At 71.5% G+C, this 21,496-nt stretch carries 20 protein-coding genes and 2 tRNA genes; 14 read left to right on the top strand and 8 right to left on the bottom strand.

Annotated elements, in window-relative coordinates; all coding sequences use genetic code 11:
• Nucleotides 1-2,288: PAS domain-containing protein (locus J7E93_RS33405; protein ID WP_215073795.1), on the bottom strand; the 2,288-nt coding region annotated here is incomplete at its 3' end.
• 175 nt (nucleotides 2,289-2,463) lie between these two features.
• A complete protein-coding gene (locus tag J7E93_RS33410; RefSeq protein ID WP_215073796.1) occupies nucleotides 2,464-2,895 on the bottom strand; it encodes an SSI family serine proteinase inhibitor in 432 nt (143 codons plus the stop codon).
• 205 nt (nucleotides 2,896-3,100) lie between these two features.
• On the opposite strand from J7E93_RS33410, the gene J7E93_RS33415 reads away from it, so the two are divergent.
• Nucleotides 3,101-3,191 (top strand) — tRNA-Ser (locus J7E93_RS33415).
• Nucleotides 3,192-3,469: 278 nt separating this feature from the next.
• Nucleotides 3,470-3,542 (top strand) — tRNA-Arg (locus J7E93_RS33420).
• A gap of 101 nt (nucleotides 3,543-3,643) precedes the next feature.
• Here J7E93_RS33420 and J7E93_RS38210 read toward each other — a convergent pair.
• The 5 genes from J7E93_RS38210 to J7E93_RS33445 form a co-directional block, all read right to left on the bottom strand.
• Nucleotides 3,644-3,868 carry a tyrosine-type recombinase/integrase gene (locus J7E93_RS38210; protein WP_308368867.1) on the bottom strand — a complete coding sequence of 75 codons (225 nt, stop codon included), beginning with the start codon at nucleotides 3,866-3,868 and terminating at the stop codon, nucleotides 3,644-3,646.
• Between the two features lie 210 nt (nucleotides 3,869-4,078).
• Entirely contained in the window at nucleotides 4,079-4,945 is an 867-nt protein-coding gene (locus J7E93_RS33430; RefSeq protein WP_215073797.1) for a GNAT family N-acetyltransferase, read from the bottom strand.
• Between the two features lie 88 nt (nucleotides 4,946-5,033).
• Entirely contained in the window at nucleotides 5,034-5,198 is a 165-nt protein-coding gene (locus tag J7E93_RS33435; RefSeq protein ID WP_164494953.1) for a hypothetical protein, read from the bottom strand.
• Entirely contained in the window at nucleotides 5,195-6,319 is a 1,125-nt protein-coding gene (locus J7E93_RS33440) for a radical SAM protein (protein WP_215073798.1), read from the bottom strand. The genes J7E93_RS33435 and J7E93_RS33440 overlap by 4 nt, the downstream gene beginning before the upstream one ends.
• A 193-nt stretch (nucleotides 6,320-6,512) precedes the next feature.
• Nucleotides 6,513-6,842, bottom strand: coding sequence for a hypothetical protein (locus tag J7E93_RS33445; protein WP_215073799.1), 330 nt, complete (start codon nucleotides 6,840-6,842; stop codon nucleotides 6,513-6,515).
• Nucleotides 6,843-7,165: 323 nt separating this feature from the next.
• Here J7E93_RS33445 and J7E93_RS33450 point away from each other — a divergent pair, with 323 nt between their 5' ends.
• Complete coding sequence (locus tag J7E93_RS33450; protein WP_215073800.1) at nucleotides 7,166-8,512, top strand: hypothetical protein; 1,347 nt, start codon at nucleotides 7,166-7,168, stop codon at nucleotides 8,510-8,512.
• Here the strand turns inward: J7E93_RS33450 and J7E93_RS33455 are convergent.
• On the bottom strand, nucleotides 8,490-9,023 hold the full coding sequence (locus J7E93_RS33455) for an NUDIX hydrolase (protein WP_032764683.1): 534 nt from the start codon (nucleotides 9,021-9,023) through the stop codon (nucleotides 8,490-8,492). The genes J7E93_RS33450 and J7E93_RS33455 overlap by 23 nt on opposite strands.
• A gap of 335 nt (nucleotides 9,024-9,358) precedes the next feature.
• Between J7E93_RS33455 and J7E93_RS33460 the strand changes: the two genes are divergently transcribed.
• The 11 genes from J7E93_RS33460 to J7E93_RS33510 all read left to right on the top strand — a co-directional run bounded on the left by J7E93_RS33460 (nucleotide 9,359) and on the right by J7E93_RS33510 (nucleotide 21,210).
• The gene (locus tag J7E93_RS33460; RefSeq protein ID WP_215073801.1) at nucleotides 9,359-9,667 is read left to right on the top strand and encodes a hypothetical protein; all 309 of its coding nucleotides are present in this window, start codon (nucleotides 9,359-9,361) and stop codon (nucleotides 9,665-9,667) included.
• A gap of 296 nt (nucleotides 9,668-9,963) precedes the next feature.
• The gene (locus J7E93_RS33465) at nucleotides 9,964-10,329 is read left to right on the top strand and encodes a PH domain-containing protein (protein ID WP_215073802.1); all 366 of its coding nucleotides are present in this window, start codon (nucleotides 9,964-9,966) and stop codon (nucleotides 10,327-10,329) included.
• Nucleotides 10,330-10,455: 126 nt separating this feature from the next.
• Complete coding sequence (locus J7E93_RS33470) at nucleotides 10,456-11,292, top strand: DUF2797 domain-containing protein (protein WP_215073803.1); 837 nt, start codon at nucleotides 10,456-10,458, stop codon at nucleotides 11,290-11,292.
• Between the two features lie 76 nt (nucleotides 11,293-11,368).
• A complete protein-coding gene (locus J7E93_RS33475) occupies nucleotides 11,369-11,704 on the top strand; it encodes an antibiotic biosynthesis monooxygenase (protein ID WP_215073804.1) in 336 nt (111 codons plus the stop codon).
• A gap of 67 nt (nucleotides 11,705-11,771) precedes the next feature.
• Nucleotides 11,772-12,635 (top strand): amidohydrolase family protein, encoded by an 864-nt coding sequence (locus J7E93_RS33480; RefSeq protein ID WP_251067463.1) that lies wholly within the window; start codon nucleotides 11,772-11,774, stop codon nucleotides 12,633-12,635.
• A gap of 199 nt (nucleotides 12,636-12,834) precedes the next feature.
• Nucleotides 12,835-13,539 carry a response regulator transcription factor gene (locus J7E93_RS33485; protein WP_215073805.1) on the top strand — a complete coding sequence of 235 codons (705 nt, stop codon included), beginning with the start codon at nucleotides 12,835-12,837 and terminating at the stop codon, nucleotides 13,537-13,539.
• A 5-nt stretch (nucleotides 13,540-13,544) separates the two neighbouring features.
• Nucleotides 13,545-15,104 (top strand): cell wall metabolism sensor histidine kinase WalK, encoded by a 1,560-nt coding sequence (locus J7E93_RS33490; protein ID WP_215073806.1) that lies wholly within the window; start codon nucleotides 13,545-13,547, stop codon nucleotides 15,102-15,104.
• A gap of 196 nt (nucleotides 15,105-15,300) precedes the next feature.
• Entirely contained in the window at nucleotides 15,301-16,695 is a 1,395-nt protein-coding gene (locus J7E93_RS33495; protein WP_251067462.1) for a bifunctional glycosyltransferase family 2/GtrA family protein, read from the top strand.
• A complete protein-coding gene (locus J7E93_RS33500; protein WP_215073807.1) occupies nucleotides 16,692-18,806 on the top strand; it encodes a glycosyltransferase family 39 protein in 2,115 nt (704 codons plus the stop codon). Before J7E93_RS33495 ends, J7E93_RS33500 begins: the two co-directional genes overlap by 4 nt.
• A gap of 83 nt (nucleotides 18,807-18,889) precedes the next feature.
• A complete protein-coding gene (locus J7E93_RS33505) occupies nucleotides 18,890-20,410 on the top strand; it encodes an MFS transporter (RefSeq protein WP_215073808.1) in 1,521 nt (506 codons plus the stop codon).
• Nucleotides 20,411-20,445: 35 nt separating this feature from the next.
• Nucleotides 20,446-21,210: a TetR/AcrR family transcriptional regulator gene (locus J7E93_RS33510; protein ID WP_215073809.1), complete on the top strand. Its 765-nt coding sequence runs from the start codon at nucleotides 20,446-20,448 to the stop codon at nucleotides 21,208-21,210.
• Nucleotides 21,211-21,496: the final 286 nt, after the last annotated feature.

Below are 21,496 nucleotides of genomic sequence, written 5' to 3' on the forward strand. Positions count from 1 at the left end.
CCCGTCGGCTGCGCCTCGCCCGACGTGCCGCCCGACGCGCCGCCCGCCTCGCCGCTCGCCACGGCGGGCAGAGCCCGGGCGAGGGCGGGAGCCTCCATCCGGGCACCCTGCGGGGGCACGGAAACGCCCTGGGCAGGCACAGGAACACCCTGCGGCGGTACGGCGTCGCCGACCGCGGCACGCCCCTGCGCCCCCTCGGCGGCGGTCACCACGGCGCCTTCGGCGGGGCGGCCACGGCGGCGACCGGTCGGCTCGACCCCGGAGGGGCTGTCCGTAACCGCGTTCTTGGCCGGGATCAGCTCGGCGGCTGCCGCCGGGGCGCCCTCGGCGGTACGGCCGCGTCGGCGACCGGTCGGCTCGACAGCACCACCGGTGTCGCCACCGGATCCGCATCCGGCTCCCGCTTCGGCACCGCTCTCCGCAGTCACGGAGCTCTCGAGGAAGGCGTCCGTGGATGCCCGACGCGCACGCCGGCGTCCGCCCTCCTGCGTCTCCGACGCCTGCGCGGGAAGCGCGAGCTGCCCGCCCCGAGCCGCGGCAGCCGACGCGGGGCCGGACACCGGACCGGAGCCAGGGCCGGACACCGGACCGGAGGCAGAACCCGACACCGGACCGGCTACCGAGCCGGACGCGGGCCCGGGCACCTGACCTGGCGCGGGCGCCTGTACGGGACCCGGCTCGGGCCTCGGTTCCGGCGCGGCGGGCGCGGCGATCGTCCCCTTCCCGGCGCCGAGCGGGACCTCCAGCACATACGCGCTGCCGCTCATCCCGGGCACCTCGTGCGTCTGCACCACACCGCCGTGCGCGGCCACGATCCCGCGGACGATGGGCTGGTGGACGGCGTCGCCCCCGGCGTACGGCCCGCGCACCTCGATCCGTACGACGTCGCCGCGCTGCGCGGCCGCCACCACGATCGTCGAGTCCGCGTATCCGGCACCCGGCACGACCGGGGCCTTGCCGGTGGAGTCGACCCCGGCCACGTCCGCGACGAGGTGGGCGAGCGCGGTCGCGAGCCGTCCTGCGTCCACCTCGGCCTCGATCGGCGGGGCGTGGACGGCGAACTGGGCCCGGCCGGGCCCGATGAGCTCCACGGCCCCGTCGACACCCGCACCGACGACCCGGTCGAGCAGCACGACGCGCTTGTCGAGGGTCTCCGTGCCGGCGTCCAGGCGCTGATAGCCGAGGACGTTGTCGACGAGGGTGGTGATCCGCGCGTACCCGGCGGCCAGATGGTGGAGCAACTGGTTGGCCTCGGGCCACAGCTGTCCCGCGTCGTCGGCCGCGAGGGTGGCGAGCTCGGTGCGCAGCTCCTCCAGAGGGCCGCGTAGCGCCTCGCCGAGGACGGCCGTCAGCTGCTCGTGCCGGGCGGCCAGGGCCTCGTACCGCTCCTTCTCCTGCTCCAGCTCGCCCGCCCGGCGCTCCAGCTCCGCCGCGTGCCGCTCCGCGATGTCGGCGAGTTCGGCGGCGTGCTTCTCGGCGAGCTGTTCGTACGGCCGGCGGTCGGTGAAGGTCATCACCGCGCCGACGAGCTGATCCCCGTCCCGTACCGGCGCGGTCGTCAGATCGACGGGCACCCGCGAGCCGTTCTTCGACCAGAGCACCTGGTTGCGGACCCGGTGCTTGCGGCCCGACTTCAGCGTGTCGGCGAGCGGCGACCCTTCGTACGGGAACGGCTCGCCGTCCGACCGCGAGTGCAGGATCAGCGGGTGGAGCTCCTTGCCGCCGAGATCGCTGGCGCGGTAGCCGAGGATCTGCGCGGCGGCGGGGTTGACGAGGACGACCCGGCCGTCGGTGTCGGTGCCGACCACGCCCTCGGCCGCGGCGCGCAGGATCATCTCGGTCTGGCGCTGCGAGCGGGCGAGTTCGGCCTCGGTGTCGAGGGTGCCGGTGAGATCGCGGACGACGAGCATGAGCAGTTCGTCGCCGGTGTAGGCGCTGTACGAGTCGTAGGCCTCGCGCCCGTCCTCGAGGCTGGCGCTGGTCACCTCGACGGCGAACTCGCTGCCGTCGGTACGGCGCGCGATCATCCGGGTCGGCTTGGTGCGGCCGTGCTCGTCGGTGCCCTCGGGCAGCCGCATCGAGCCGGGGATCAGGCGCGAGTCGAAGCCGGGCAGCAGATCGAGCAGCCCGCGCCCGACGAGCGCGGTGCCCGGGGTCTCGAACATGCCGAGGGCGATGGTGTTGGCGTTGACGACCGTGCCGTTGCAGTTGACGAGCACGAGGCCGTCGGGGAGGGCGTCAAGTATGGCTGCGAGGCGAGCAGCGCCTCGGGATGGCCTGCTGCTCACGACGACGCTTCCTCCCTGACCCACTGCACTTGCCCAGCCGCACTGCACGGTGGCCGGCCGGCCCCATCTTGCCCCTCGGGCCGCGGCCTGTCACTGAGGTGAGTCTAAGGGCAGGGCCGCCCGGCGCGGGGGGAGGTCTCGTGCCTCCGGCACAATGCGGCGCTTCGTGGGCGCTTCATCCCCGTACGTGCGGAAGCACAGGCTCCAGATTCTCCCAGCGCTCGATCTCGCACCCGTTGGCCCGGGAGAAGCGGGCGTCGACGGCCTGCCCCCGCCAATCCCCGGTGATGTGCGCGACGGCGGATCCGCCGTACTGCTGCGTGCAGAACCGGTCCTTGTCCACCGCCGCGAACGGGTCCTTCCCCTCCTCGGCGAGCCGGGCGAGCCGCTCGCAGGCACGGTCGGCGGCCGGGTGGTTCCCGCTCGCCTCGCTGCCGCACTCCAGTCGGTAGGTGCCGTTGGCGTTCGGGTGGCTGCTCTTGGAGACCGTCACGGTGAGCGTGTCGGGCGGCGAAAGCAGCGGCAACGACGGAATCGGCCCGAGCCCGGCGGCGCCGGCGGTGGCGGCGAGAGGCGCGAGGGTCGTGAGAACGAGGCGGCGCAGCATACGAACTCCTGGTGAGCGGGTGGGGGCCACGGGCGCGGGGCCCGTCTCCTCTAACGCTCCGTACTCCCGTTCGTTGCGCAAGCGGGATGGGCCGAGGGGCTTTGCTCTCCGCCCCGGAGGGCTAGTACGGTGAGAAGCGATTGGTGACACCCGGCTCGCCTGTGTCATCATCTGCACGCACCACTCGCGCCCGCGCGAGGTGCATGGAGGCGTCGCCTAGTCCGGTCTATGGCGCCGCACTGCTAATGCGGTTTGGGTCTTAAAGCCCATCGAGGGTTCAAATCCCTCCGCCTCCGCCCCACCCGAAGCCCCGGCCCCACGGCCGGGGCTTCGGCCGTCCCCGGCTCCCGCCTCCCGGCTCCGCTTTCCGGCTCCGCTTCTTCTTCCGTTCACCCCCGTCCGACACGGCGCAGGGCCACCCGTCCGGCGGACACGCGCGCGGCGGCGGGGGAGCCTGCGGAAGGCGTTTCCGCAGGTCAGAGGCGGTCTGGCTAATGGATTTCGCGCTACGGCGCAGGTCATGTAATGTTGTCCACGCAACGCCGACCGGCAAGAAAAAAGCCGAGAAGCACAAGCACTCGTAGCTTAACGGATAGAGCATCTGACTACGGATCAGAAGGTTGCAGGTTCGAATCCTGCCGAGTGCACAGCAGGACAGAGGCCCTCAGGAGAAATCCTGAGGGCCTCTGTCGTATGCCGTGGCGGCAGTGGTTGACAGCAACCGACTCGGCGGCCGGGAGCGGGCCGATCAGACGGCTGCCGGGACACCGGCTGCACCGTCGTCACCGTCCGGCCCGTTGCCGTCACCCCTCAGCGCGTCCCCGACCCGGTTGAAGGGGGACCGCTGGGAGTCCAGCCGCACGAAGGCGTAGATGTCCATGGTCACGCGGATCGAGCTGTGGCCCAGGACCTCCATGATCATTCGGGCATCGGCGCCCTGTTCGTGGAGCAGGGACGCGTACGTGTGGCGCACAGGTCGTGGAAGCGGACCTCGCGGACTCCGGCGCACAGGGCCTCGAAGGACCGGTTCAGGTTTGCGGCTCGATGGACCCGAACAGGACACCGGCCAAAGCCGCTCCGGCCGGCCGCGTGGCAATCCGCGTCCGCATGGGCGAACGGCCAGAGTGTGGGTGGCAGTTGGTGAGGGCCGTAGAGGTGCCTCGCCGAGGGCGAGATCCAGTGGCTATGCGCGCGTGGTGTGGGTGAAGCCGAGGGAGGTCAGTCCTTCGGCTTGGCACAGCCTGTCGGAGGGGCCGCCGACCTCGGTCTGGAGGAGCTGGTAGGCGGCGCCGTGGGACTGGCCCCAGTGCATGGCCGCCCGCCACAGGACGCGGCCCAGGCCCTGGCCTCTGGCCTCGGGCAGAACGGCGAAGTACTGGGGCATGAGCTGGGGGCGGCCGATCGGGTCGGGGCGGACTTCCATGGGGCCGATCGCGCCCACGATGCGGTTCGCGACTGCGGCGGCGAGAACCGGGCCGCACCGGCCGGCCTGCATCTGGGTGTGGAGGAAGGCCAGGCCATCGCCCGCCAAGCCCTCGGCGAACGGGGCGAAGGTCTCCTGTACGGCGGTCGGCCAGTCGGTGACGGGGCGGACGGGGCCGCCGGGGCCCGGGCAAGGGGCGGTGGTGAAGTCCTTGAGCTGGATGCGGGTGCCGCGCGGGTGTGTGGTCTCGGGGCCGAGGGGGCGTACGACCCGGGCGTTGACCACGTCATGCGCGGCTGCGAGCTTCGCGGCCAGTTCGGCCGCTTCGTCCACGACGTTGTCGCGGAGCCCATAGGCGAAGACCTTGACGGCGCCGCGTCCGCGTACGGTCAGGGTGGGGATGAGGGTGTGCTCGGGCTGGTGCACCACGTCCTCGCGGAGGACTTTCTCGTCCTTCTCGCCGCCCCAGCGCCGGTCCTTGTCGTAGGGCAGGAAGTCTCCGGTGTCTGCCGCTCGCAGGGTGTCCTCGAAGATGCCGACGGTCAGGGCATCGGGGTGGACGGGGCCGAGGGTCGGCACGATCGGCGCGGCCAGTTGGGGCCGGAGCCAGTCCCAGCGGAAGAACATGAGCGGCACCCTAACGGTGAGCCGGGCAGGGCTCAGGCCCCGACGCGAGCGCGCCGGGGCCTGAGCGGAGTTGATCGGATCAGGTCGGTCAGTGGGGGTTGTCGTCACCGGCGTCGCAGGAGCACTCCGCGCTCTCCACGATCACGTCGAGGTCCTGGACGGCGGTGATCGACGCGGTCGCGACGGGCGGGGCGGCGCGGCGGGCCGAGGTCGGCGGGCCGGGCAGGATGGTCACCGGTACGGGCGGGGTCATGAGGCACTCTCCTTGTCTCCATGCTGGCAGTAGCTGTGCAGCGGCGCCTTCGCCTCCTGGTAGTGCTTGGCCAGGGGGCGGCAGACCCGGCAGGTGCCGGACAGGGCGCAGCCCTCGCACCCACCGGTGCGAAGCATGAGGCGGTCGGCGATGGCACCGAGCCGGGTGAGGCCGCCGATGCCTTCGGCCATGAGGTCGATCTGGTCGTCGCGGCCGACCTTGCAGATCGAGACCTTGGCGTGCGGGTCGGCGTGGAAGAAGGTGTGTCCCGCGTTGCAGCCGGCGAACGGCTTGCGTTGCCGCAGGTGGGCGGCGGACTGGGCGAGCAGCGGCTCACCGCCGCCGTAGATCGTGGGCGTCATGTTCGTGTACGCGTGGTTCTCGACGTTCCACTCGTCGGCGAGGGCGGCCATCTCGTCGGCCTCCGAGGCGTTGTCCTCGGTCACCACGACGTTGATGCGCAGCGGCAGGCCCGCCTCGCGTGCGGCATCCATGCCGCGCCGGAACGCCTTCCACGCCCCGCAGCGCTGGGTGAGCGTGTCGAAGGACTCCTCACTCGCCCCGTACATGCTGACCACCAGGCGGTACGGCGGGCAGTCCCGGAAGAGCTTGAGGAGGTCCGGCCGCCAGAGCAGCGAGCCGTTCGTGGAGATGGTGAGCATCATCCCGGCCTGCCAGGCGTACCGGTAGGCGCCCTGGAAGTGGGGATCCATAGTGGGCTCGCCGCCGGTGATCTGGAGCCAGAGGACGCCGGCCTCACGCATGATGTCCAGCAGTCGCACCTTGTCCTCCCAGCCGAGGCCGGAGAAGGGCCGCTCGCCGAGGTAGCAGCGCTTGCAGCCGAAGTTGCAGCCGAGGTTGATTTCCCAGGAGGCCCGGCAGTATCCGTACGGCGACGGCTCGCGTACCAACACGGTGTCCTGCGCGGGGCGGCCGCCCAGGTCCAGGCCCCACATGTCGGCGGCGGTCTGCACCGCCCAGGCGGGAAGCGACTCACCGTCGGTGGCGGCCTGGCGCAGGCCCTCGTAGTGGTCGGCGGAGATTCGGGCACCGGCCCTTGCTCCCGGCTTGAGGAGAAGGTGCCCGTCGAGGAACGGGGAGGCGATCAGAGCGTGGGCCATCGGTGGCCCTCCTTCCGGATCACGGAGCGGGACAGCACACGGGACTCCTGGCGGCCGGCGCGGCAGTGGATCTCGCCAAGCCCGTTGCAGGTGCCGCAGGTTCTGCCCGACGAATTGGCGCCGCTGCCACCGCAGTCCCCGCACTGTTCGTTGCGAGGTGAGCGAGGGCGCCAGGTCTTGTGCGGGCTCGCGATCAGTTGGTGCACGAGACCTCCTCCAGGGCGTCTTCCCAGGTGTGCTGCTTGGCGTGGTCGGCGAACAGACAGCAGCCCTCACCGTCAGGACCCGGGGCGGCCACCGGGCAGTCCGGCAGTACGACCAGTTCCACCTCGTCCGCCCCGTGCCAGCGGAGCCACAGCGCGGTCCCGTATGCGCCGGCGTCGGTGAGGAGACCGAAGTGCTCACCTTCGTCGTGTACGGACAGCTGGCACTGCACGGCCCTGTCGATGTACGGGGCGGCCGACTTCTCCCGCGCTTCCCGTGCCAGGTCGAGGGGCACCCCGCGCCAGTGCACGCACCGCATCACGACACCATCCGGAAGGATGAGACAGCGTTCCGGGCCTGCTGCGAGCACCGGGGGCAGACGCACGGCGGGTAGCGGCCCGGGTTCTCCGGGACCACCGGGTTCTCGCCCACACGTACCTCCGTGAGAGGCCCCCACGTCTGGCCGGAGTCGCGGGAGACCCGCAACGTCATCCGTACGTCGTCCTGTCCGTTCGCCATGGCCAGGAGCATCGCGATTCGCGGGACCGGCCAGAAAGGCCAAGCGGATTACCCAACTTGGGTAACATCACCCTCGGTTGACCAAGTGCAGCGATCCGTAGTCCTCATGCCGGAGCGTGCCCGATGCCCGAGCCATCTCGCTCGAAGGAACTCCCGGTCAGCCTGCTCACGGACCCAGTGATGATCGAGGCATGCCAGGCCAGAGACTTCGGCCGCATCTTTCAGCTGGTCAAGGCACGAGCAGGCATCTATCCCTCGATGGTCGCGCGTCGCTGCGACCTGACCCCGAGCCGCGTGGGCGAGGTGATCGCCGGACGGCGGCAGTTGCTGCACATGGACGTGATCGAACGGATCTCTGACGGGCTGCGCATCCCTGGACACATGCTCGGACTTGCCCGACGCTCCTGGGAGACGCCGCCCAGCCTGACGGTCACGCCCCGCGAACCGGCCGAGGTGCCGACCTCAGCCGTCGAACCACTGGCCGCCGGACTACCGGGGGCGGACGTCGACAGCATCCTCGCCCTGGCGGCCGAGCGGGATCTCAGTACGTCGACGCTGGACGCGTTGCACTCGTCGATCGCGGACTACTGGCGCCGGGACGACGAGCACGGCGGCGAGACATTACGGCCGGCGGTCGTCGGCCAGCTCCGCTACGTTGTCGACCTCCTCAAGGAGCAGCGTCCGGCTCCTCTACGGGACGGCCTGCACAGCATCGCGGCCGAGCTGGCCCGGCTCACCGGATGGACCTATTTCGACGCCCGCCAGTACAACCAGGCACGCGCCTACTTCACCGAATCCCTCGGCCTGGCCAAGGCCATTGACGACCGCCAGTTCATGGCCAACGTCCTCGCCTGCATGAGTCTCCAGGCCACCTACCAGGACAAGCCCGGCGACGCCCTCGCACTCGTCACGGCCGCCCAGGACCAGGCCCGAACGGCCGCAGGGACGACACCGCGCGTGCTGGCCATGCTCGCGATGCGCGAAGCCTTCGCCCACGCCACCCTCGGCAACCACGGCGCGACCCACACCGCGATCTCGGAAGCGCACACCCACTTCGGACGGATCAGCACCGGTGATCCGGACCCGGCCTGGGTCGCCTACTTCGACGAGCCGAAGCTGATCGTGGACACCGGTATCGCGCACGGCCGCCTGGGCGAAGCCGCCCTCGCCGAACCCCTGATTGCGGACGCTCTGCGCCGAGAACACCAGACGAATCACCGAGGCCGCGCCTTCCACGCTTTCTGGCTCGCCCGCACCCAGCTCCAACGCGGCAAACTCGACGAGGCGTGCCACACGGCCATGGACGCCCTGGCCCCGGCAGCGGCCGTCAGCTCGCAACGAGTCGCCGGCCACCTGCGGGAGTTCTACGAACAGCTGGAACCCTTCCGCCGCGAACCGGCCGCGGTGGCATTCGAGTCCCGGCTCCGGGAAGTGCTGCCCCGCCAGGTCAGCGGATCGCCTCGTCCATGAGGACGTACAGCAGCCCGACCAGGGAGCCACTGCTGACGATCTCGCGCCGGTCGATCATGCCCCGCACATCGGCCAGCGGAATCCACTCGATCCGGTCCGACTCGTTCTTCTCGGTCGGCGGACCCTCGTACGTCGCTCCGTCGGCCCGGAAGACGTGGTGCTGGGAGTCGGTGATGCCGTTGGCCGGCTCGGCGTAGATCAGCGGCTTGATGGGACCGGGTCGCCAGCCGGTCTCCTCCAGCACCTCACGGGCAGCAGCGTCGGCTGGCGTCTCGCCCTCCTCGACCAGACCCATGGGCAGCTCCCACGCCCAGGCGTCCGTGATGAAGCGGTGGCGCCACATCATCAGGACCTCGCGCCGCTCGTTGACTACGGCGGCTACGGCCAGGTGGCGGAGCTTGACGACGTGGTGCTCCCAGCGGTTCCCGTCCGGCGTCTCGACGTCGGTGAGCCACAGGTTCACCCAGCTGTTCTCGTAGATCGGACGTTCCCCGTGGATCTTCCACTGCATCGCTGCGGCCCCTCTCGATCGGCCTCCAGCATCGCAGAACGAGGCTCGAAGACAGCAGAGTTCGGCGACTTAGCGTCGATCTGACCAATAGAGGAGGTCATGCCATTACAGGAGAGGCGGCAAACCGCCGTCCAGCTCGGCCTCGCGCCGCTCAGGGACCGGAGTTCCTGGCTGTCCCGGGATCGCAGTAGTCGGCACGGTGACCGTCTCCTTAGGTCCGAACCAGAGAGCGGCCTCAGGCGTCACAGTGCGCTCTTGGCACATCACCCGGGGGACTGGAGCCCTGACCAAAGACCGCTCGTGCTCGGCCACGGGCTGACTGGCATCATCCCTGGATGACCGCTGGTCACGGCGGCGCTCAAGGGAGGGGATCGGCTGTGGTTGTGGGTATCGCGCTGTTCATGCTGGGACTGGCGGGCGTCGTGTGGGGGGCGCTGTTCCTCTTCAACGTGCGTGGCGCGGCGGACAAGGCCGCCGCGCGGCGCAACGCCGTCAGGGCTGTGACCGCAGCGCGGACGCTGAATATGAGGCTTACAGAGCCATCGCGATTCGGTGCCTGGTTCTTTCGGCTCATGGGCGGCATCGTGTTTCTCGGCTCGCCCGTGCTCGCACTCGCCGGCCTCGCCATTGCGACGCTCAACTGACAGCTTTATGCAAGTTTGACCGATCGATTCCCCCCTCGCCGCCATCCGGGTATCCCGCTCAACGCGATCGGCCGTCCGGTAACCCCTCTCCGGGGCCTCTTGCGTTGGGGCCGTACAGCAGCGAAGCAGGCCCGGCCCCGTGGCAGGCGTTGACCGTCGAGGTCCCCCGCGGTGTCGAAGGAGGCCGCGGACAGGAAGTCGGTGGCCTCGCGGACCCGGTGGCACCGCCGTTCCGGGGTGGGGTGGTGGGGGATAGGGTCGGATGATCGTTTTGTCTTCGAATCGTGGGGGTTGGCATGGCACTGTTCGGGAACGCGCACAAGATCGATCCGGCGCAGGCGCAGCAGGACTACGCGCGGCTGCTCGGGCCGGGGGAGCAGGTGCACGCCGCGTACCTGTTGATCCGCGACACCATCTTCTTCACCGACCGGCGGCTCGTCCTCGTCGACAAGCAGGGCATCACCGGCAAGAAGGTCGAGTACCACTCGATTCCGTACCGGAGCATCACCCACTTCGCCGTGGAGACCGCCGGCACGTTCGACCTCGACGCCGAGCTGAAGATCTGGATCTCCGGTCAGTCCCTCCCCGTCCAGAAGACCTTCACCAAGGGCGTCGACATCTACGAGGTGCAGGCGATCCTCACGCAGTTCGTGGCGAAGTAGTAGGCCGTCGCAGGCACGGTCAGGAGAAGGCCCTCGGGGATTCCCGGGGGCCTTCTTCTTGTGGAGGAGACTGGGCAGCACACGAGAGCAGGGCGGAGCGAGCGCGTGGTGTGGCGGTGTGCCGGGATGGGGTGGCGCGGGGGTGTGCCCGGGCTGCGCTGGGAAGGCGGGCGGGTGTCCGCGCTCGGGTACGGGCAGATGATCGGGTTCCGGGCGGTCGGTGGACGTCGTTGCCCCGGCGCCCGGGGGAACCCCTGCCCGGTCTCGGCCGACGTGCCGCCGCGCGCGACCGGCGGTCAGTGCCCCGCCTGTGCGCGGCTCGACCGGGCCCATTCGGTCGCCGCCGACACCAAGGCGGACGATCCGCAGCCGTACCGCGTCTACCTCGCCTGGTTCGGGCCCGGGATGACCAAGGTCGGGATCACGGCCGAGGCCCGCGGTGATGCCCGGCTCCTTGAGCAGGGAGCCGTCGCCTTCAGCTGGGTCGGGCGCGGGCCTCTCATGGCCGCGCGGCGGACCGAGGAGCTGCTGCGGCACGCGCTGAAGGTGCCCGACCGGATTCCGTACGCGCACAAGCGCGGGGTACGCCACGACCTGCCCCCGCCCGACGAGCGTGCCCGGGAGATCGAGGAGCTGTACCGGAGCGCCGTCGCCCTGCCCGGGTGGGGCGACACCCTCGGGACGCTCCCCTTCGAGGTGCGCGATCACGCCAGGGCCTTCGGGCTCGACGGGCTCCCGGCGCTCTCCGGGACCGTCGCCGAGCTCCGCGAGGACGGCGTCGTCGCCGGGCGTCTCCTCGCCGCCGCAGGGCCCGACCTGCACCTTCTCGACTCCGAGGGGCAGTGTCTCGTGGTCGACACCCGTCTGGTGCGGGGGTGGGGGCTGGTCTCCGCCGATGCCGGCGCGGCCGTCACCGTGCCGGTCCGGAAGGAGCCGGGCCGCCCTCAGGACGGGCTCTTCTGAGCCCACCGTAAAGACTTGGATCCCTTTCGCGCTCCCCTGTGGACACGTTCACCCCGCCCGGCGGAGGGTGATCCACATGACCCAGAGCCTGGTGGCGGGCCTCGAACCGCCGTACTACACCGCTGTCTTCACCTCGATCCGGCCCGACGACCCCGAGGGGTACGCCGAGACCAGCACCCGCATGCAGGAGATCGTCCAAGGGATCCCCGGCTTCCTCGGTTACGAGTCCGCCCGCACCCCCGGCGGCATCGGCATCACCGTCGCCTACTTCCGTGACCTCGACTCCCTCACCGTCTGGCAGCACAACACCGAGCACCAGGCCGCCAAGCGTTACGGGCGTGCGCACTGGTACGAGAAGTACAGCGTCCACATCGGGAAGGTCGAGAGGAGTTACAGCTTTGAGCGTGCATGACCCCCACCGGCCGGACACCGGCGACTCCGGTGACCCCGGCGGTCCCGGCGGCCGCGGCACCCACGACCTGATCCGGCGGCTCGGCATCCCCGGGCTCGTCGACGTCCACACTCACTTCATGCCGCAGAACGTCCTCGACAAGGTCTGGGCCTACTTCGACGCCGTCGGCCCGTTGACCGGCATGGAGTGGCCCATCACCTACCGCGAGGAGGAGGACCGCCGCGTCGCGCTGCTCCGCGAGTTCGGGGTCCTCGCCTTCACCTCGATGCTCTATCCGCACAAGGCAGGCATGGCGCGGTGGCTCAACAGCTGGGCGGCCGACTTCGCCGCCCGTACCCCCGGCTGTCTGCACACCGCGACCCTCTACCCGGAGGCGGAGACCGGGGCGTACGTCCGTCACGCCCTCGACTCCGGGGCCCGCGTCCTCAAGGTGCACCTCCAGGTCGGCGGGTTCGATCCCAACGACGCTCTGCTGGAGCCGAGTTGGGGGGAGATCGCCGAGGCGCGCGTGCCCGTCGTCATCCACTGCGGCTCAGGGCCCGCCCCCGGGAAGTTCACCGGGCCGGGGCCCGTGGGGCGGCTGCTCTCCCGCCATCCGCGGCTGCGGCTGATCGTCGCGCACATGGGGATGCCGGAGTACGCCGACTTCCTCGACCTCGCCGAGCGGTACGAAGGCGTCCACCTGGACACCACCATGGCCTTCACCGATTTCAGCGAACGGTTCGCCCCCTTCCCCGCCGGTGAGCTGCCGCGCCTGCGTGACCTCGGGCTCGGCGGGCGGATCCTCCTCGGCTCCGACTTCCCGAATATTCCCTATCCGTACGTCCACCAGCTCGACTCCCTGGAGCGGCTCGGGCTCGGGGAGGAGTGGCTGCGGCGGGTGCTGCACGACAACGCGGCCGGCCTGTTCGACCTGCCCCGGCTTTCTTAGGGAATTCACAGGGAAGGCAAAGGGAGATCTCAGTACCCCACTCCAGCGTGGCACCATGACCGCGACCACGCCCCGGGGGAGCACCGCCCCGCGCACCGCCGCCGCCCGCACCTCACCGCGTACCGGAGCCCTTACCGGAGCCGCTACGGAATCCCGTACCGGATCCCGCACAGGAGCTCGTACCGGATCCCGTACCGACATGCTCCGGCCCGACGGCACGGCCGTCCGGGTGCTCGTCGTGGACGACGAGGCCTCGCTCGCCGAACTGCTCTCCATGGCCCTGCGGTACGAGGGCTGGCAGGTCCACAGCGCGGGCGACGGGGCGGGGGCCCTGCGCTCGGCGCGGGAGTTCCGGCCCGACGCCGTGATCCTCGACGTGATGCTGCCCGACATGGACGGGTTGAGCGTGCTCGCCGGGCTGCGGCGGGAGCTGCCCGATGTGCCGGTGCTGTTCCTGACCGCCAAGGACGCCGTCGAGGACCGGATCGCCGGCCTCACGGCGGGCGGCGACGACTACGTCACCAAGCCGTTCAGCCTGGAGGAGGTCGTGGCGCGGCTGCGCGGACTGATCCGGCGTTCCGGGGCGGCGCAGGAGCGCAGCGACTCGCTGCTCGTGGTCGGGGACCTGACCCTGGACGAGGACAGTCACGAGGTCACCCGCGGCGGGGAGTCGATCCATCTCACGGCGACCGAGTTCGAGCTGCTGCGCTACCTCATGCGCAACCCGCGACGGGTGCTCAGCAAGGCGCAGATCCTCGACCGGGTGTGGTCGTACGACTTCGGCGGCCAGGCGAACGTCGTCGAGCTCTACATCTCCTACCTGCGGCGGAAGATCGACGCGGGCCGCTCGCCGATGATCCACACCCGGCGCGGCGCCGGCTATCTGATCAAGCCGGGGGAGTAACCGCCGTGACCGGGTTCCGCGGGCCGTGGTCCCTCCGTGCCCGGCCGCCCTGGTCGCTGAGGACACGGCTCGTCGTCTCCGCCGTCGCGCTGATCGCCGTCGTCGCCGCCGTGATCGGCACGGTCACGACGATCGCGTACCGCTCGTACCTCTACGACCAGGCCGACGGGCAGCTCCAGAACGTCTCCGACCGGGCGGCGGGACCGCCCTTCGGCGCCCCCGTCGGCGGCGGCTCCCGGGACCCGCTCGACTTCGTCGGCGGCCCCGGCGCCCCGGTCGGCACGCTCGGTGGGCAGCTGGTGGACGGCCGGCTCGTCACGGCCGAGTACTTCCAGGACGTCCAGCAGGGCACGCACGGACCGAAGTACCACGTCAGGGCGCTCGACACGGCCCAGCGGGCCGCCCTCGCCGCCGTCCCGCGCGACGGCGAGCCGCACACGGTCGAGCTGCCCGGCATGGACGACTACCGGGTCGAGTACGCCTCCGGGATCCGCGGGGACTATCTCGTCGGCATCCCGTTGACCGACGTCCAGGAGTCCCTCTCCACGCTGGTCCTCGTCGAGGTGAGCGTCACCGGCGCCGGTCTCGTCGCCGCCTCGCTGGCCGGCGGGGCGCTGGTCGGGATCGCGCTCCGACCGCTGCGGCGGGTCGCCGCGACCGCCACCCAGGTCTCCGAACTCCCGCTGCACAGCGGCGAGGTCTCCCTCCACCAGCGGGTCCCGGACGCCGAGGCCGATCCGCGCACCGAGGTCGGGCAGGTCGGCGCGGCCATCAACCGGATGCTCGACCACGTCCACTCCGCGCTCCACGCCCGCCAGCGGAGCGAGACCCGGGTACGGCAGTTCGTCGCGGACGCCAGCCATGAACTGCGCACCCCGCTTGCCTCGATCCGGGGGTACGCGGAGCTGACCCGGCGCGGCCGGGAGGAGTGCGGGCCCGACACCCGGCACGCGCTCGGGCGGATCGAGTCCGAGGCGATCCGGATGACGGGCCTGGTGGAGGATCTGCTGCTGCTCGCCCGGCTGGACGCCGGACGCCCGCTCGCGTACGAGAGCACCGATCTCGCGCCGCTGGTCGTGGACGCGCTGAGCGATGCCCGGGCCGCCGGGCCCGACCACCGCTGGCACCTCGAACTGCCCGAGGAGCCGGTCAAGGTCCGGGCGGACGGCGCCCGCCTCCACCAGGTCCTGGTCAACCTTCTCGCCAACGCCCGTACCCACACGCCTCCCGGCACCACCGCCACCGCACGCGTGCGGGGGGACGCGGCCGGCCGCGCGGTCGTCGAGATCGAGGACGACGGGCCGGGCATCGCGGCCGAGCTGCTGCCGTACGTCTTCGAGCGCTTCGCCCGGGGTGACGCCTCCCGCGCCCGCCGGGCCGACGGCGGCAGTACGGGGCTCGGCCTCGCGATCGTCCGTGCGGTCGCCCGCGCGCACGGCGGTGACGTCACCGTACGCAGCGTCCCGGGCCGGACCGTCTTCACGGTCGCGCTTCCGGGCCGCCCCGCCCCCCAGGACGCGTCGGCCGTCCCGCAGGGCGCGTCGGCCGTGCCGCAGAGCGAGTGAGCCGTCCCGCAGGACGCGTCGGCCGTCCCGCAGGGCGCGTTGGCCGTGCCTCAGGGCGAGTGAGCCGTGCCGCAGGGCGAGTGAGCCGTACGGAGGCGTCCTGGGCCGGCCGTCGTCGTGAGCCGTTCCCCTACTCACAGGCAGGGCACAGGCTCATCACACAGCCGTGACAGCGGCCCTGGCCAGGGTCTGTGCCATGCGAACCCAATCGATCGCGGGGCCCACGCCCGGCACCCTTCCCGCCCGGGAGCACCTGCCCGCCGGTGTCGCCGGGCGGCCGGTCCTCGACGTGGTGATTCCCGTCTACAACGAGGAGAAGGACCTGAAGCCGTGCGTCCTGCGGCTCCACGACCACCTCTCCCGCACCTTCCCGTACGGCTTCCGCATCACGGTCGCCGACAACGCCTCCACCGACCGGACCCCCGAGGTGGCGGCGTCGCTCGCGGCGACGCTGCCCGAGGTCGAGTCCGTACGGCTCGAACAGAAGGGCCGCGGGCGGGCGCTGCGGACCGTCTGGTCGCACTCGGACGCACCCGTCCTCGCCTACATGGACGTGGACCTGTCCACCGACCTCAACGCGCTGCTCCCGCTCGTGGCGCCGCTCATCTCCGGCCACTCCGACCTCGCGATCGGCTCCCGGCTCGCCCGCTCCTCGCGGGTCGTGCGCGGGCCCAAGCGGGAGTTCATCTCGCGCGCCTACAACCTGATCCTGCGTGGCTCGCTCGCCGCCCGGTTCTCCGACGCGCAGTGCGGGTTCAAGGCGATACGCGGAGAGGTGGCGCAGTGCCTGCTGCCGATGGTCGAGGACACGGGCTGGTTCTTCGACACCGAGATGCTGGTCCTCGCCGAGCGGGCGGGGCTGCGCATCCACGAGGTGCCCGTCGACTGGGTCGACGATCCCGACTCGACGGTCCACATCGTCAGGACCGCGACCGACGACCTGAAGGGTGTCTGGCGGGTGGGACGGGCGCTCGCCACCGGGTCGCTGCCCCTCGACCGGCTGGCCCGGCCCTTCGGCGACGACCCTCGCGACCGGCAACTCGCCGGTGTGCCGGGCGGCCTGGCCCGCCAGCTGGTCGGCTTCTGTGTCGTCGGGGTGCTGTCGACGCTCTTCTACCTGGCGCTGTACTCGGCCTTCCGGTTCGGTCTCGGCGCCCAACTCGCCAACGCGGCCGCCCTGCTCGTCTCCGCGGTCGCCAACACCGCGGCCAACCGGCGTCTCACGTTCGGGGTACGGGGGCGGGACCGCGCGGTACGCCACCAGGCGCAGGGGCTCGTCGTCTTCGGCATCGGTCTCGCCCTGACCAGCGGTTCCCTCGTCGCGCTGGCCGCGGCGACCGGTGATCCGGCCCACTCCACGGAGCTCGCCGTCCTGATCACCGCCAATCTCGCGGCGACCGTCCTGCGCTTCCTGCTGTTCCGGCTCTGGGTGTTCCCGGACCGCCGTACGGACACCGGCACCGGTTCCGGCACCGGCACCGATCCCGGCACCGCCGCCGACTCCGGCACCGCCGTCGACTTCGGCATCGCAACCGCAGCCGACCCCGGCACCGCCGCCGATCCCAACCCCACCGCGAGGACCTTCCGATGACCACCGCACAGGTGACCGCCTCCCCCGCCCGTTCACGGACCGGGCCGCCTCTCGTCCGTCTCTGGCGCGGGCGGGCCGACGACGCCCCCTGGGTGCGGCCAGCGTTCCTGGCGCTGCTCCTCGTCACGGCGGGGCTCTACCTCTGGAACCTGAGCGCCTCCGGCTACGCCAACTCCTTCTACACGGCGGCCGTCCAGGCCGGCAGCGAGAGCTGGAAGGCCTTCTTCTTCGGCTCCCTCGACGCGGCGAACGCCATCACCGTCGACAAGCCGCCGGCCGCGCTCTGGCCGATGGCGCTGTCCGTACGTCTCTTCGGGCTCGGGTCCTGGCAGATCCTGGTGCCCGAGGTGCTGATGGGGGTGGCGACGGTCGCCGTCCTCTACGCGGCGGTCCGACGCCGGTTCGGCGCGGGCGCCGGTCTGATCGCGGGCGCGGTCCTGGCGCTCACGCCGGTCGCCGCGCTGATGTTCCGCTTCAACAACCCGGACGCGCTGCTCGCGCTGCTGATGACGGTGGCCGTGTACCTCGTCCTCCGGGCGCTGGAGGACGGGCGGACGAAGTGGCTGGTGTGGGCAGGGGTCGCCTTCGGCTTCGCGTTTCTCGCCAAGACCCTGCAGGCCTTCCTGATCCTGCCGCCGCTCGCGCTCGTGTACGCGGTGTGCGCACCGGCCGGGATCGGCCGCCGGGTCGGCCGACTCGCCCTCGCCGGGCTCGCGACGGTCGTCACCGCCGGATGGTGGGTCGCCCTGGTCGAACTCTGGCCCGCGTCCTCGCGTCCGTACATCGGAGGCTCGCAGACCAACAGCTTCCTCGAGCTCACGTTCGGCTACAACGGCCTCGGCCGGATCAACGGCAACGAGACCGGCAGCGTCGGTGGCGGGGGCCGCGGCGGCGGCCCCGGTGGCGGTGAGGGCGGCGGCTGGGGCGAGACCGGGATCGGGCGGATGTTCAACGACACCGTCGGCGGCCAGATCTCCTGGCTGCTGCCGGCCGCGCTGATCCTGCTCCTCGCCGGCCTCGTGGTCACCTGGCGGGCGCCGAGGACGGACACCGCGCGCTCCGCGTTCCTGGTCTGGGGCGGCTCGCTGCTGATCACCCTGGCCGTGTTCAGCTTCATGGCCGGCATCTTCCACGAGTACTACACAGTGGCCCTGGCCCCGTACATCGCGGCGCTCGTCGGCATGGGCGCGAGCGTCCTGTGGGAGGAGCGCACGCGGTTCCTCGCCTCGGCGGCGCTCGCCGTGACGGTCGCGGGAACGGCGGTCTGGGGGTTCGTGCTGCTCGGCCGGACGCCCGACTGGCTGCCCTGGCTGCGGTGGACGGTCCTGGTCACGGGCTCGGTGGCGGCGCTCGGGCTGCTGCTCGCGGGCCGGCTCGACCGGCGGATCGGGCTCGGGATGGCGGGGCTCGGTCTGGCGGCGGGGCTCGCGGGCCCATTCGCGTACACCGTGACCACGCTGGGCAGCGGGCATCAGGGGTCGATCGTGACGGCGGGTCCGTCGGGCGGCGCGAGGGGCGGACCGCCGGGCGGGATGCGGATCTTCGAGGGCGGTCAGCTGCCCCCGGGTGGTCAGGCCGCCGGTCAGGGGGGCCAGATGCCGGGCGGTGCCCCGGGGGGCACCCCGCCCCAGGGCGGCCAGGGCGGTCAGGGCAACGGGCAGCAGCCTCGTCTCGAACGCTTCGGTCCCGGCGGCGTTGGTGGCGGTGGCATGGGTGGTCTGCTCAACGGCGCGACCGTCGGCTCCAAGGCCAAGGCCGCCCTGCTCGACGGTGCGGACGACTACACCTGGGTCGCGGCGGCCGTCGGCGCGCAGAACGCGGCCAGCTACCAGCTCGCCACCGGAAAGCCGGTGATGGCGATCGGGGGCTTCAACGGCAGTGACCCGTCCCCGACGCTCGCGCAGTTCAAGCAGTACGTCGCCCAGGGGAAGATCCACTACTTCGTCGGTGGCGGCGCCGGTGGTGGCGGTGGCGGCACGGGTGAGACCGGGGCCATGGGTGGCATGGGGGGCATGGGTGGCAACGCGGAGATCTCCACCTGGGTCTCGGCGACGTTCGAACAGGTCACCCTCGACGGCGCCACCTTCTACGACCTGACCCGGGAGAAGTAGCCCGAAAATAATCGCTATACAGCGTACGAGAGCCCTTGTACGGTGTACGAGATCCAGTCCCGTACACCGTACAAGGGGGAACCATGACGGCGACGACCGCCGCGAACGAACCCACCGCCGGACAGACGTCCGGCGGCCATCCGCAGCGCTGGCTGATCCTCGGCGTCATCTGTCTCGCCCAGCTCACCGTGCTGCTCGACAACACCGTGCTGAGCGTCGCCATCCCCTCGCTGACCTCGGAGCTCCACGCCTCCACCAGCGACATCCAGTGGATGATCAACGCGTACTCGCTCGTCCAGTCCGGCCTGCTTCTCACCGCCGGAAACGCCGCCGACCGCTACGGCCGCAAGAAGCTCCTGGCCGCCGGCCTCGCGCTCTTCGGCCTCGGCTCGCTCGCCGCCGGACTCGCCGACTCCACCGGACAGCTGATCGCCGCCCGCGCGGGCATGGGCATCGGCGGCGCGCTGCTCATGACCACCACCCTCGCCGTCGTCATGCAGATCTTCGACGACTCCGAGCGGGTCAAGGCCATCGCGCTCTGGTCCACCGTCAGCTCGCTCGGCTTCGCCGGCGGCCCGCTGATCGGCGGCGTGATCCTGAACCACTACTGGTGGGGAATGATCTTCCTGATCAACATCCCGGTGGCGCTGATCGGCCTGGTCGCGGTCCTCAAGCTCGTACCGGAGTCCAAGAACCCGCAGGGAGCGCGCCCCGACCTGCTCGGCGCGCTGCTCTCCACCATCGGCATGACCGCCGTGGTGTACGCGATCATCACCGGCCCGGAGCACGGCTGGACCTCCACCGAGGTGCTGGTCCCGGCCGTGATCGGCCTTGTCGTCCTCGGCGCCTTCGCGCGGTGGGAGCTGCACACCCCGTACCCCATGCTCGACATGCACTTCTTCCGCAACCAGAAGTTCGTCGGCGCCATCGGCGGCTCCCTGCTGGTGGTCTTCGGCATGGGCGGTTCGCTCTTCCTGCTGACCCAGCACCTGCAGTTCGTGCTCGGCTACGAGCCGCTGGAGGCGGGTCTGCGGATGGCGCCGCTGGCCCTGACCATCGTCGGCCTCAACCTGACCGGCATCGGCCCGCGGATCGTGATGAAGCTCGGCACCCCGCCCACCGTCGTCCTCGGCATGACGCTGGTCGCGGGCGGCCTCACCTCCATCGCGGTGCTCGGCGGCGGTACGGACGGCAGCTACGGGGGCATGCTCCTGGGCCTCGTCCTGATGGGCGGCGGCATCGCCGTCTCGTCCCCCGCGATGGCCAACGCCATCATGAGCTCCATCCCGCCGGAGAAGGCCGGAGTGGGCGCCGGTATCAACGGCACCCTCGCCGAGTTCGGCAACGGTCTCGGCGTCGCGGTCCTCGGAGCCGTCCTCAACGCCCGGTTCGCGGCGCTCGTCACCGTGACCGCCGCCTCCCTGCCCGCGGCGCTCGCGGCGGCCGGCAGCGACGCCGAACGGCAGGAGATCTCCGACGCCTTCGCCTCCGGACTCGAGACCAGCCAACTGGTCGGCGCGATCGCCGTCTTCGCGGGCGGCCTGGTGGCGGCGGCCCTGCTCGCCCGCGCCGAGCGGTCCGAGAAGCGCGCGGCCGCTGAATAGCATGGTGACGGACCGCTGACACACGGAGGAACGCGATGGTCAAGGCAGCCGACCGGGCGAAGAACCCGGCGCGTTCCAGCGTCTGGCTCGAGAAGAGGGCCGCCCGCGCCGGGGGCGGACCCGCCGGGCTCGACCGCGACCGGATCGTGGCGGCCTCGATCCGGATGCTGGACGAGGAGGGCCTCGGCAAACTGTCGATGCGCAAGCTCGCGTCCGAGCTGGGCGTGACGGCGATGTCGCTCTACTGGTACGTGGACACCAAGGACGACATCATCGAGTTCGCGCTCGACGCCGTCTACGAGGAGATCGACCTCGCGGCCGTCGACGCCGCGGAGGGCTGGCAGGGCCGGGTCCGCGCGCTCGCCCTCGCCTACCGCAGGGTGCTCGTCCGCCACCCGTGGGTCTCGCCGTGCGTCGGCTCGTACCTCAACATCGGCCCGAACGCGCTCGCCGTCGGGTACAAGATCCAGGAGGCCATCAGGGACACCGGGCTGCCGCTGCACGGCCGGCCGGGCGCGATGTCGGCGGTCTTCCAGTTCGTGTACGGCTACGGGACGATCGAGGCCCAGTTCGGCCGGCGTGCGGCGGAGGCCGGCATGTCCCAGGACGACTTCTACACGGAGGCGGTCGCCGCCTTCCGCGACGACCCCGAATTCGCCGAGCAGATCGCGGATATGAAGGAGATCCTCGACGAGCGGGCCTCGCACGGCAGCGTCAGCGCCATCTGGGAACGGGACTTCGCCTACGCCCTCGACATCCTGATCGCGGGCATCGAGGCCAAGGCGGCCCCCTCGACCTGACCCGCGGGTCGGCGTACGCCGCCCGGGCCGACGGGCGGGTCGGCCTGACGGGCGGTCGACCCGACGCGCGGCTCGGTCCGATGCAGGCTGGACCGACGGGCGGTCGGCCTGACGCCGCCCGGGCTGACGGGCGGTCGCCCCGACAGGCGGCCGGGCCGACGCCCGGTCGCCCCGACACCCGGTCGGCCCCAGCCACGAACACCGAACGGGGCTCGGCCCGGTGCGGCTCGGCCCGACCCGTGGTCGGCCCGGCGCCCTGTCCGCCCCTCGTCGGCCGCCAACCGGC

Origin of the sequence: Streptomyces sp. ISL-36 (genome assembly GCF_018614205.1) — a bacterium.
In the GTDB taxonomy this organism is placed as follows: domain Bacteria; phylum Actinomycetota; class Actinomycetes; order Streptomycetales; family Streptomycetaceae; genus Streptomyces.